We start from the raw sequence: 12803 nt of genomic DNA on the forward strand, positions 1-12803 counted from the left end.
TTGCCATACCTCAAGGGTCGTCATCCTCGGCCTTGATCCGAGGCTCCATGCCCCAGGATTCCCCATTACGCATGCTCGTGACATTTCGGAGCGAACCTTGCGCAGCCCCTTGTGTTTGGATCCTCGGGTCAAGCCCGAGGATGACGGCGGTTAGAGAGGTGCGGCAACTTAGACGCAGGGCCCGCAATTTGCGAGACCCGCATGGAGCGTTTAAGCCGACTACCGCGGCAGCAGCGTCGATCCCATCAGGGCCTCGTCGATCGCTCGCGCCGCCTGGCGGCCTTCCCGGATCGCCCAGACGACGAGCGACTGGCCGCGGCGGACGTCGCCGGCGGTCCAGAGTTTGTCGAGCGAGGTCCTGTAGTCCCGCTCGTTCGCCACGACGTTGGTCGAGCCGCGCCGGTCGGTGTTAAGCGAGAGCTTGTCGCCGAGGTCCTTGAGCACGCTGTCGGTGAAGGGACCGCGGAAGCCGATGGCGATGAAGGCGAGGTCCGCCTTGATGATGAACTCGGTACCGGCGATCGGCTTGCGGCGATCGTCGACCTGGCAGCACTTGACGCCGGTCAGGTTGCCATCCTCGTCGCCGACGAATTCGAGCGTCGCAACCTGGAATTCGCGGACCGCGCCCTCGGCCTGGCTGGAGGAGGTGCGCATCTTCGTCGCCCAGAACGGCCAGACGGCGAGTTTGTCTTCCTTCTCGGGCGGCTGCGGGCGGATGTCGAGCTGCGTCACCTTGACGGCACCCTGGCGGAAGGCGGTCCCTACGCAGTCGGAGGCCGTGTCGCCGCCGCCGACGACCACAACATGCTTGCCGCCGGCAAGGATCGGCTCGGAGGGCCAGCCGACGCTGTCGATGTTCTCGCGGCCGACGCGGCGGTTCTGCTGCACCAGATAGGGCATGGCGTCGTGCACGCCGATGAATTCGACGCCTGGAATTCCGGCATCGCGCGGAGTCTCGGAGCCGCCGCAATAGAGCACCGCGTCATTGTCATCGAGAAGCGTCTGCACCGCCACGTCGACGCCGACATTGACGCCGCAATGGAAGGTCACGCCTTCGCCCTTCATCTGCTCGACGCGGCGGTCGATGAAGTTCTTCTCCATCTTGAAATCCGGGATGCCGTAGCGCAGCAGACCGCCTGGCTTCGATTCGCGCTCGTAGACATGGACCTCGTGTCCGGCGCGGGCGAGCTGCTGGGCGGCCGCCATGCCAGCAGGGCCGGAGCCGATGACCGCCACCTTCTTGCCGGTCTTGGTCACGGCCGGCTGCGGCACGATGTAGCCCATCTCATAGGCCTTGTCGGCAATCGCCTGCTCGACAGTCTTGATCGCCACCGGCACGTCTTCGAGGTTCAGCGTACAGGCTTCCTCGCACGGCGCCGGGCAGACGCGGCCGGTGAACTCCGGGAAGTTGTTGGTCGAATGCAGGTTGCGGATCGCCTCGTCCCAATTGCCGTTATAGACGAGATCGTTCCAATCCGGGATCTGATTGTGTACCGGACACCCGGTCGGCCCATGGCAGTAAGGAATGCCGCAGTCCATGCAGCGAGCGGCCTGCTTCTGCACTTCCTGCTCGGACATCGGAATGGTGAATTCACGGAAATGGCGGATGCGGTCGGACGCCGGCTGGTACTTCGCTACCTGCCGGTCGATCTCGAGAAATCCAGTAACCTTGCCCATCTTACGATCCTGATAATTTCAATCTGAACAGGCGCGCCTCGGCGCGCGCGTGATGACCCCCGCACCGGAACCGGATCGGGGGCCGCTCTTTCAGAGCCGGTTACTCGGCCGCTTCAGCCATTTTCATGCGCTCCATGTCCTCTAGCGCACGGCGGTATTCGACCGGCATGACCTTGCGGAATTTCGGCCGGTAATCCGCCCAGTGTTCGAGGATCTCCTTGGCACGCGGCGAACCGGTGAAGTGCAGGTGGTTGGAGATGAGCTGATAAAGCCGCTCCTCGTCATGGCGCGTCATGTCGCCCGAGACGTCCACCCGTCCCTTGTACATCAGGTCGCCGCCGTGATGGTGCAGCTTCTCCAGCATGTCGTCCTCCTCCGGCACCGGCTGCAGCTCGACCATGGCCATGTTGCAGCGGCGGGCGAAGTCACCTTCCTCGTCGAGAACATAGGCGACGCCACCGGACATGCCGGCCGCGAAGTTGCGCCCCGTACTGCCGAGCACGACGACCACACCGCCCGTCATGTATTCGCAGCCGTGGTCGCCGACGCCCTCGACGACCGCCACCGCGCCGGAGTTGCGCACTGCGAAGCGTTCGCCGGCGACGCCGTTGAAGTAGCACTCGCCCGAGATCGCCCCGTAGAGCAGGGTGTTGCCGACGATGATCGATTGGTGCGGCACGATCCTGGTGTTTTCCGGCGGCCGGACGATGATGCGCCCGCCGGAAAGGCCCTTGCCGACATAGTCGTTGCCGTCGCCGACGAGATCGAAGGTGATGCCGCGCGCCAGGAACGCCCCGAAGGACTGGCCAGCCGTGCCCTTGAGGGTCACATGGATCGTGTCGTCCTTCAGGCCCTTGTGGCCCCAACGCTTGGCGAGCGCACCGGAAAGCATGGCGCCGGCCGAACGGTCGACGTTCTTGATCTCCGCCTCGAATGCCACCGGCACCTTGGTCTCGAGCGCGAGCTTGGCCTTCTCGATCAGCCTGCGGTCGAGAATGTCGTCGATCGGATGGTTCTGACGGGCCGTCCAGTAGGTCGCTTCCTTCGGCGCTTCCACCTTGTGGAAGATCTTCGAGAAGTCGAGGCCCTTGGCCTTCCAATGTTCGATCATTCGGTCGCGCTCGAGCAGCTCCGAAGCGCCGATGATGTCGTCGAGTTTGCGGACCCCGAGCGAGGCGAGGATTTCCCGCACCTCTTCGGCCACGAAGAAGAAGTAGTTGATGACGTGTTCCGGCGTACCCTTGAAACGCTTCCGAAGCACCGGATCCTGGGTGGCAACGCCGACCGGACAGGTGTTCAGGTGGCACTTGCGCATCATGATGCAGCCGGCCGCGATCAGCGGAGCGGTGGCAAAGCCGAACTCGTCCGCGCCGAGCAGCGCGCCGATGACGACGTCACGGCCGGTCTTCAGGCCGCCGTCGACCTGCAGCGCGACGCGCGAGCGCAAGCCGTTCAGCACCAGCGTCTGCTGGGTTTCGGCAAGGCCGATTTCCCAGGGGCTGCCGGCGTGCTTCAGCGAGGTGAGCGGCGAAGCCCCGGTGCCGCCGTCGAAACCGGCGATGGTGATGTGGTCGGCGCGCGCCTTGGCGACACCGGCCGCGACCGTGCCGACCCCGACTTCCGATACCAGCTTGACCGAGACATCGGCCTCAGGATTGACGTTCTTCAGATCGTAGATCAGCTGCGCCAGATCTTCGATCGAATAGATGTCATGATGCGGCGGCGGCGAGATGAGGCCGACGCCCGGCGTCGAGTGACGCGTCTTGGCGACGGTCGCATCCACCTTGTGGCCGGGCAGCTGCCCGCCCTCACCGGGCTTCGCCCCCTGCGCCACTTTGATCTGCAGGACGTCGGCATTGACCAGATATTCGGTGGTGACGCCGAAGCGGCCGGAGGCGATCTGCTTGATCGCCGAACGCTCCGGATTCATCGAGCCATCCGGCAGCGGCAGGTAGCGATCGCTTTCCTCGCCGCCCTCGCCGGTGTTCGACTTGCCGCCGATCCGGTTCATCGCCTTAGCGAGCGTCGTATGCGCCTCGCGGCTGATCGAGCCGAAGGACATCGCCCCGGTCGAGAAGCGCTTGACGATCTCGACTGCCGGCTCGACCTCGTCGACCGGGACCGGCTGGCGGCCGGCGGCCTCGGCGCTCTTGAGGGTGAAGAGGCCGCGGATGGTGTTCATGCGCAGCGCCGATGCGTTCACCATCTCGGCGAATTCGCGGTAGCGATCCTCGGCATTGCCGCGCACCGCATGCTGCAGCGAAGCAATCGCGTCCGGCGTCCAGGCATGGCTCTCGCCGCGCATGCGGAAGGCGTATTCGCCGCCGATGTCGAGCGTGTTGGCCAGCACCGGATCGACGCCGAAGGCAGCCTTGTGACGCGCCACCGTCTCGGCGGCGATCTCCTCGAGGCCGATGCCCTCGATGGTCGTCGCCGTGCCGAAGAAATACTTGTCGACCAGCTTCGACGAGAGGCCGACGGCGTCGAAGATCTGCGCGCCGCAATAGGACTGGTAGGTCGAGATCCCCATCTTGGACATGACCTTCAGGATGCCCTTGCCGACCGCCTTGATGTAGCGGTAGACGATCTCGCTGGCGTCGACCTCCTTCGGGAACTCGCCGCGCTTGTGCATGTCGACGAGCGTGTCGAAGGCGAGATAGGGGTTGATCGCCTCGGCGCCATAGCCGGCAAGCAGGCAGAAGTGATGCACCTCGCGCGGTTCACCGGATTCCAGCACGATGCCGACCGAGGTGCGCAGGCCCTTGCGGATCAGGTGGTGATGCACCGCCGCGGTGGCGAGCAGTGCCGGGATCGCGACGCGATCCGGACCGACCTGCCGGTCGGAGAGCACGATGATGTTGTAGCCACCCTTGACCGCCGCTTCGGCCCGCTCGCAGAGCCGGTCGAGCATTTCCGGCATGCCTTCGTCGCCGCGCGAAATGTCGTAGGTGAAGTCGAGCGTCTTCGTGTCGAAGCGGTCTTCCGTGTGGCCGATCGAGCGGATCTTCTCGAGGTCGCCGTTCGTCAGGATCGGCTGGCGGACTTCCAGCCGCTTGGCATGCGCCATGCCGGCGTGGTCGAGGATGTTCGGCCGCGGGCCGATGAACGAGACGAGGCTCATCACCAGTTCCTCGCGGATCGGGTCGATCGGCGGGTTGGTGACCTGGGCGAAGTTCTGCTTGAAATAGGTGTAGAGCAGCTTCGGCTTGTCGGACATCGCCGAGATCGGCGTGTCGGTGCCCATCGAGCCGATCGCTTCCTGACCGGTCGTCGCCATCGGCGACATCAGCAGCTTCGTGTCTTCCTGGGTGTAGCCGAAGGCCTGCTGGCGATCGACAAGCGATACGTCGCGGCGCAGCGCCCGCGGCTCGACCGGCTTCAGGTCTTCGAGGATAAGCTGGGTATCGTCGAGCCACTGGCGGTAGGGATGCTTGCCGGCAAGCGACGACTTCACCTCCTCGTCGGAGATGATACGGCCCTCTTCCATGTCGATCAGCAGCATCTTGCCCGGCTGCAGGCGCCACTTCTTGACGATCTTGTCTTCATCGACCGGCAGCACGCCGGCTTCAGATGCCATGATGACGCGGTCGTCGCTGGTGACGATGTAGCGCGCCGGGCGTAGACCGTTGCGGTCGAGCGTGGCGCCGATCTGGCGGCCGTCGGTGAAGGCAACCGCCGCCGGTCCGTCCCACGGCTCCATGAGCGCCGCGTGATACTCGTAGAACGCCTTGCGCTCCGGCGACATCAGCTGGTTGCCGGCCCAGGCCTCCGGGATCAGCATCATCACCGCATGCGCCAACGAATAGCCGCCCTGCACCAGGAACTCCAGCGCGTTGTCGAAGCAGGCGGTGTCGGACTGGCCCTCGTAGGAGATCGGCCAGAGCTTCGAGATATCGTCGCCGAATAGCGGCGAGGAAACCGACGCTTGCCGCGCCGCCATCCAGTTGACGTTGCCGCGCAGCGTGTTGATCTCACCGTTGTGGGCGACCATGCGGTAGGGATGCGCCAGCTTCCAGGACGGGAAGGTGTTCGTCGAGAATCGCTGGTGAACCAGCGCTACGGCCGACTGGAACCGCTCGTCGGCGAGGTCCTTGTAGTAGGCGCCGACCTGGTAGGCGAGGAACATGCCTTTGTAGACGATGGTCGAGGTCGACAGCGACACGACATAGAAGCCGAGATCGCCACCATCCGCCTCCGCATAGATGCGGTTGGAGATCACCTTGCGCAGCGTGAACAGGCGCCGCTCGAATTCCGCGTTGGTGGCGGCGTCGCGGCCGGCGCCGATGAAGACTTGCACGTGGTGCGGCTCTGTGGCAGCGATGTCGGGCGCCTTGGAGAGCGATGAATTGTCGACCGGAACGTCGCGGAAGCCGAGCAGGTGTTGACCTTCCTCGGCGACCACTTCGCTGATCACCTCCTTGAAATGGGCGATCAGCTTGTCGTCGCGCGGCATAAAGAGATAGCCGACGGCATATTCGCCGGCCTTGGGCAGGGTAACCCCCTGGCCGGCCATCTCCTCGCGAAAGAAGCGGTCGGGAATCTGCACGAGAATGCCCGCGCCGTCGCCCATCAGCGGGTCGGCGCCGACCGCACCGCGATGCGTCAGGTTTTCGAGCATGAAGAGGCCGTCGCGCACGATCTGGTGCGACTTCTCCCCTTTCATATGCGCGACGAAGCCGACGCCGCAGGCGTCGTGTTCGTTGCGCGGATCATAAAGGCCCTGTTTTCGCGGCAGACCGGAGGGGAATGCGGGCGTTTTCACAGCCGTCGCAGCATTCTGCGCGAGGTTGAGCCCAATCTGTTGTGATGGCGAATGATCCGTCATCGTCTTCCCTCCTGTTGCACCCGGAATTCCGGGCATGCCGCGGCCCGCGCGCCTATCGCCGTCCTGCGTTTCGCATCGCGGCAAGCCGGGGCATTATCGTCGCATGATCCTGATCAGGTCGCAAATGAAGCGCGGCTGCATCAGGCACGAATGTCCACGACCATCCTGATGGCAGGCGTCACGACCGAATGAAATCCGGCCAAACCCCTTGCGCTCTCCGCCCGATGCCGCTTTTCGCTGGCCTTCCGGCGATTGTTCCGGTCCCTAGACCGAAATAGGACAGCAAACCTGTCCTATTTCATGCGCTCTATGCCAGAAAGCGCCCCCCTTCGCAAGGGGCATCGCCGCAAATAATAGAGGAGATTTTGCCGAACATTGCCGTAAATTGTGCAGTTTTGAAATTAAATTACGCCCCTGGCCCACATTCTTCGCTTTGGTTTCAAACTGGTCTCCTGATGGCATTGCGCCGGAGCCAAAGCATTGCCTGACAGGCGAACTCGGCTATGGTCTCGCCGAAGCATCCGCCAGGGGCTGACAGACAGGGTGATGTGCAATGATATTTGCCTCCGACAACTGGGCCGGTGCCCATCCGGCAATTGCCGATAACCTCGTCGCGCATGCCCAGGGCTATGTCTCCGCCTATGGGACGAGCGATCTCGACCGGTCGGTGGAAAGACGCCTGTCGGAGATTTTCGAGAGGGAGGTCGCGGTGTTTTTCGTCGGCACCGGAACGGCCGCCAATTCGCTGGCACTGGCGAGCGCCAATAGGGCGGGGGGCGTCGTCTTCTGCCACCGCGAGGCACATGTGAATGTCGACGAATGCGGGGCGCCGGAGTTTTTCTCGCATGGCGCCAGGCTGAGCCCGGTCGACGGCGAGCATGGCAAGATGGCAGCAGCCCGGCTCAAGGCCGAAATCCGCCGGTTTCCGCCGGAATTCGTCCATGGCGGCCAACCGATGGCAGTAACCCTGACGCAGGCGACCGAAAGCGGTAGCGTCTATTCGCTCGAGGAGATCGAAACGCTCGCCTCGATCGCTCAATCCCACAAGCTGCCGTTGCACATGGACGGCGCACGCTTCGCGAATGCCCTGGTCAGCCTCGACGTCACGCCGGCCGAGATGACCTGGAAGCGCGGCGTCGACCTTCTGTCCTTCGGCGGCACGAAGAACGGCTGCTGGTGCGCCGAGGCCCTTATTCTCTTCGACCTCTCCAAGGCGCACGAAATGCACTTCCTGCGCAAGCGTGCGGCGCAGCTCTTCTCGAAGTCGCGCTTTATCGCAGCCCAGTTCGAAGCCTATCTCGCCGGCGACCTGTGGCTCGAACTCGCCCGCCATGCAAACGCCATGGCCCGTCGCCTGGCGGAGGGAATCTCGGCTTCGGCCGAGAGCCGGCTGGCCTGGGCGCCGGAAGCCAACGAGGTTTTCGTGATCCTGAAGCGTGAGTTGGCCGCACGGCTGCAGCAGCAGGGGGCGGTCTTCTACGACTGGCCCGTGCCGCACCATCTCGCCGGCAGCCTCACCGAGAATGAAGGCCTCTATCGCCTCGTCACTAGCTTCGCCACGCAGGCCGAAGATGTCGACCGGTTCGTCGCTGCCTGCTGAAGACCACCGCCGCGGCGGAAATGCCCCATGAAAAAACGGCGCCCCCGAGGGGCGCCGTCCTAATAGGCCTGACCGTTGAAGTTAGGCGTTCTGCGCCTCGATCTGCTTCGGCTGAGAGGAGACCGAAGTGATCTCGATGCGGCGCGGTTTGGCTGCTTCGGGGATCTCGCGCAAGAGATCGACATGAAGCAGGCCGTTCTTCAGCGAGGCGGCTCTGATCTCGACATGGTCGGCAAGCTGGAAGCGCCGCTCGAAGGCGCGCTTGGCGATGCCGCGATGGAGAAACTGGGTTTCCTCACCCTTCTCCTCGCTCTTTTCGCCCTTGATCGTCAGCGTGTTTTCACGCGCTTCGACCGAAAGCTCGGTCTCGTCGAAGCCGGCAACGGCCATGGTGATGCGATAGGCGTTTTCGCCGGTCCGCTCGATGTTGTAGGGCGGATAGGTCTGCGCCTGATCGGGCTGGCCAAGGCTGTCAAGCATGGTGAACAGGCGATCGAAGCCGACGGTGGAGCGGTAGAGGGGGGAAAAATCAACGTGGCGCATGGTGTCCTCCTTCAAGAGCAACGGTTTGCGATGTCTGGCCTGCCACCCCATTTGGCTGTGGCATGACCGGTGAACGGACCCGTCTACGGCGTCCGCAAGCAAGACATGGGAATGCCTTCGCATGAGTTCAAGGGGCCGTCTGGCAGCGTTGGTGAACGGCATATGAACGACCGGTTCGGTCGCCGTTCAGCCATGCGGGTATAAAACAAACACACTGGGTGAAAGCGCCCAGGGCTGAAGTGACATGTCCCTTCTCCTTCAGCGGCCGGAAGCGGTGATCGTCCGGATTTCATCCGCCGCTTCCGGCTTTTTTCTTTGACGCAGGCGAGACCGCCGCCTATCCCTGATGATCTCGACTTCGTTCTAATCGGCCGACGCCTTCATGACGACGATCCTTCAATCCACGCCGGACAATCCGATACCGGGAAAGCCCCAGGTGGGCTTTTTCGACGGCGCCGGCGATCGCAAGATTCGTTATGCGGTGTTCAAGGCGAACGCGCCGGTCACGCGCGGCACGATCGTGCTGCTGCAGGGGCGCAACGAGTCGATCGAGAAATACTTCGAAACGATCGGCGACCTCATGGCGGCAGGATTTTGGGTCGCCACTTTCGACTGGCGCGGCCAGGGTGGGTCCGAACGGCTGTTGCCACAGCTGGGCCGTGGCCACGTGGAGCATTTTGCCGATTACGAGCGCGACCTCACGATATTCCTCGAGCAGATCGTCCTGCCTGACACGCGCCTGCCCTTCTCCATCGTCGCCCATTCAATGGGGGCGCTCGTCGCCCTGTCGCTGGCGCCGATGCTGGCAAGCCGCATCGACCGCATGGTGCTGCTCGCCCCCTTCCTGGGCTTGAGGGGCCAGGCGATCGGCGAGCACGGCATCGTGGCGATCGCCACCGCCATGCGCTGGTTCGGCCTCGGCAGCCTGCCGGTGCGCGGCGACACCGAGGGTCGGACGCCGTTCGACAACAATCCGCTGACCACCGACAGCCGACGCTATGCGCGCAACCTGGCTTTGATCGACGCCCATCCTCATTTGCGGATCGGACCACCGACGGGCCGGTGGCTCAGCGAGTCGTTCCGGGTGATCAGGCGCGCCATGCGCCGCGAACACCTGACGAAGATCATCGTCCCGACCGTCATCCTGGCGCCGACGGCCGACGCTCTCGTGCCCTATCTCGCGATGGAGTTCCTCGCCAGCAATTTCCGGGCCGGCCACCTGATACCGATCGACGGCGCGCGCCACGAGCTCTTCCAGGAGGCCGACCGCTACCGCGCTCAGGCACTCGCCGCAATTCTGGCCTTCCTGCCGGAGGCGAATGACGAGGACGCCGATCCTTCGCCGCGCACCATGGAGGATGCGTGAGTCAGCGTGATCGCAACATCTCCAGCGCCTGCGCATGCAGTTCCGGGCTGCCGGCGGCGATGATCTCGCCGCCCATTTCCGCCGGCCCGCCCTGCCAGTCGGTGATGACGCCGCCCGCCTGCTCGATCAGCGGAATGAGCCCGCCGACATCATAGGGCTTCAGGCCGCATTCGATGACGAGGTCGACATGGCCGGCCGCCAGCAGCGCGAAAGCGTAGCAATCGCACCCGTAGCGGAAGAGCCGCACCTTCGCCTGCAGCGCCTCGAAGCGCTCCTTGAGTTCGCCCGTGTAGAGATGCGGCGAGGTGGTGAACAGAACAGCGTCCGAGAGCGCACCGCAGGGACGCGTTGACAGCACCTTCTCGCCGCCGGGGCCGCGATAGGTCGCTTTCTGGCCGTCGGCGAAATAGCGCTCGCCGGTGAAGGGCTGGTCCATCAGTCCCATGATCGCCCTGCCGTTGCGGTAGAGCCCGATCAGAGTTCCCCAGACCGGCAGGCCGGAGATGAAGGCACGGGTCCCGTCGATCGGATCGATGACCCAGACATGTTCGCGATCGAGGCCGATATTGCCGTGCTCCTCGCCGAGGATGCCGTGCTCGGGAAACGCGCCTTCGATCAACAGCCGGATCGCCGCTTCCGCCGACTGGTCGGCTTCCGTGACGGGGTCGAAACCGCCCTCGAGCTTGTTGACGACGCTCGTGCCTGTGCGGAAGCGCGGCAGGGTTTCCGCCTTGGCGGCATCGGCGAGGCGGTCGAAGAAGGAACGATCGGGCAGCATGTCACTCTCTTGAGCGGAGGAACGAAGTTCCTTCTGAATAGAGGAAATTTGTCGAAAGGCAACGACGGCACCGGTCGGCGCCGGTTCGGGAACAGCTGCGTCCACGTCCGGATCGCTGCATTGGTTTTGCCGCGACGCAAAAGACTGCCCCCTTGAAACTTGACAATTGTGCAGTGCAATATTAAAGTTTCCAGGCAGTCACGCGTGGCTGCAAATACCCTCCTTGGGTGTTTCCTCCCTAGACTTGACCGCGCCGCTGGCGCGGTTCTTTTTGAGCGCGAGGGGGATCTTACTCCGCAGCAAGCGGCAGATAGGCGCCGTACTCCTCCACATGGCGCGCCAGCGCCGCGACGAAGGTCGCAAGATCGGTCGCCAGGGCGGCAAAGCCCGGCTTTCTGACCAGTGTCGCCTCGTCGATATAGAGGCTGCGGTTGATCTCGATCTGAAGCGCGTGAAGACCGCGCGTCGGCCGACCGTAGTGCTCGGTGATGAAGCCGCCGGCATAGGGCTTGTTGCGGGTCACTGCATAGCCGAGCTGCTCCAGGAGTTCGACCGCAACGCGTGACAGTTCCGCGGCGGCACTCGTTCCATAACGGTCGCCGATGATGAAATCCGGGCGCTGGCCGCTACCTGCCAGGTGAACGTTTCCGGGCATCGAATGGCAGTCGATGAGCACCGCCATCCCGAACTGGACATGGGTGCGGGCAATCAGCTTCCTGAGTGTCGCATGGTAGGGTTTGTATATCGCCTCGATGCGCGCCAGCGCCTCCTCGACCGGGAAACGGCTGCGATAAATCTCCATGTTCTCGGCCACCAGCCGCGGCACCGTCCCCAGCCCGCCGGCAACCCGCATCGAGCTGATATTGGCGTGGGCCGGCAGCGGCCCCTCGAACATGCGCGGATCGAGCTCGTAGGGTTCTCGGTTGACGTCGAGAAAAGCGCGCGGGAAATGGGCCCGCAGCAGCGGCGCTCCGAGAAGTGTCGCGCTTTGGAAGAGCTCGTCGACGAAGTGATCCTCGGACCGGCGGATCGAATGCGAATCAAGCCGCGACTGATCCAGAAAAGACTGGGGATAAGTGCGCCCGCTATGCGGGGAGTTGAACACGAAGGGGATCCGCTGGCTCGCGGGTTCCAGAACCTCGAACACGTCCCACTCGGCCACTTCCCCCATCGGAACCCTTTTACTATATGCGCATCTTGGTGTTTGGATCATGTTGCCAGCTGGCCGCCTCTGTGTCCATAGTGGCCTCCCGCCGGTTCAGGGGGTTGACGCCTTCCGTTCACCGGATATTTACGCTGTTGCGGTTTGCTAGGCTGCCGCATCCCAGAAGCATTGAAAAGAAATAGCCACGGCCGATTCATGACTGCGAAAATCCTCCTTGCCGAAGACGACAACGACATGCGCCGCTTCCTCGTGAAGGCGTTGGAAAAGGCTGGCTACAAGGTCCTGTCCTACGACAATGGCGCCAGCGCCTACGACCGGCTTCGCGAAGAGCCCTTTTCGCTCCTCCTGACCGACATCGTCATGCCAGAGATGGACGGCATCGAGCTTGCCCGCCGGGCAACCGAGCTCGATCCGGACCTGAAGGTGATGTTCATCACCGGGTTTGCCGCCGTCGCGCTGAACCCGGACTCGAAGGCTCCGAAGGACGCCAAGGTGCTCTCCAAGCCCTTCCACCTTCGCGACCTCGTCAACGAGGTCAACAAGATGCTGGCCGCCTGAAACAGCCCCGCCGGCGCCCGGCGCTGTGACAACCGTCGATCGCTCGATCTGAACGAATAAATTGCCCTCGATTCCCGTACGCAAGGGCGCGGGGTCGTTCTGCCGCTGCACGTTCATCCGGCAGCGGCTTTTTGTTATTTCAATCATTTAGTCTGCTCAATGCGCCTGCAGCGAGCAAAAGACGGAACGCGAGCCATAGCAATTCCGCCGCGCCGACGCCTTCGAATTTTCTGTCAAAAAACCTTCGAAAAGCCTATTGACGCCGACGCCGGTTTTATGGTCTATGCGCCG

8 protein-coding genes are annotated in these 12803 nt (G+C 63.5%); 3 read left to right on the forward strand and 5 right to left on the reverse strand.

Translation table 11 applies throughout. The features are described 5' to 3' along the window. Positions 1 to 219 precede the first annotated feature (219 nt). Both USDA257_RS25750 and gltB read right to left on the reverse strand, forming a co-directional pair. Positions 220 to 1677, reverse strand: a complete 1458-nt coding sequence (locus tag USDA257_RS25750; protein ID WP_014765919.1) for a glutamate synthase subunit beta — start codon at positions 1675 to 1677, stop codon at positions 220 to 222. 100 nt (positions 1678 to 1777) lie between these two features. Beyond that, on the reverse strand, positions 1778 to 6502 hold the full coding sequence (gltB, locus tag USDA257_RS25755) for a glutamate synthase large subunit (RefSeq protein ID WP_014765920.1): 4725 nt from the start codon (positions 6500 to 6502) through the stop codon (positions 1778 to 1780). A 553-nt stretch (positions 6503 to 7055) separates the two neighbouring features. Here gltB and USDA257_RS25760 point away from each other — a divergent pair. Beyond that, on the forward strand, positions 7056 to 8102 hold the full coding sequence (locus tag USDA257_RS25760; protein ID WP_014765921.1) for a threonine aldolase family protein: 1047 nt from the start codon (positions 7056 to 7058) through the stop codon (positions 8100 to 8102). A gap of 81 nt (positions 8103 to 8183) precedes the next feature. Here the strand turns inward: USDA257_RS25760 and USDA257_RS25765 are convergent, their stop codons facing one another. Next, positions 8184 to 8645: an Hsp20 family protein gene (locus tag USDA257_RS25765; protein ID WP_014765922.1), complete on the reverse strand. Its 462-nt coding sequence runs from the start codon at positions 8643 to 8645 to the stop codon at positions 8184 to 8186. A gap of 382 nt (positions 8646 to 9027) precedes the next feature. Between USDA257_RS25765 and USDA257_RS25770 the strand changes: the two genes are divergently transcribed. Further along, the gene (locus tag USDA257_RS25770) at positions 9028 to 10011 is read left to right on the forward strand and encodes an alpha/beta fold hydrolase (RefSeq protein ID WP_014765923.1); all 984 of its coding nucleotides are present in this window, start codon (positions 9028 to 9030) and stop codon (positions 10009 to 10011) included. 1 nt (position 10012) lies between these two features. Here the strand turns inward: USDA257_RS25770 and hisN are convergent, their stop codons facing one another. After that, entirely contained in the window at positions 10013 to 10789 is a 777-nt protein-coding gene (hisN, locus tag USDA257_RS25775; RefSeq protein WP_014765924.1) for a histidinol-phosphatase, read from the reverse strand. Between the two features lie 289 nt (positions 10790 to 11078). Further along, positions 11079 to 11960 (reverse strand): N-formylglutamate amidohydrolase, encoded by an 882-nt coding sequence (locus USDA257_RS25780; RefSeq protein ID WP_014765925.1) that lies wholly within the window; start codon positions 11958 to 11960, stop codon positions 11079 to 11081. A 189-nt stretch (positions 11961 to 12149) separates the two neighbouring features. Between USDA257_RS25780 and cpdR1 the strand changes: the two genes are divergently transcribed. Beyond that, positions 12150 to 12512 (forward strand): response regulator CpdR1, encoded by a 363-nt coding sequence (cpdR1, locus tag USDA257_RS25785; RefSeq protein ID WP_003531148.1) that lies wholly within the window; start codon positions 12150 to 12152, stop codon positions 12510 to 12512. Positions 12513 to 12803: the final 291 nt, after the last annotated feature.

Origin of the sequence: Sinorhizobium fredii USDA 257 (assembly GCF_000265205.3) — a bacterium.
GTDB classification, from domain to species: Bacteria; Pseudomonadota; Alphaproteobacteria; order Rhizobiales; family Rhizobiaceae; genus Sinorhizobium; species Sinorhizobium fredii_B.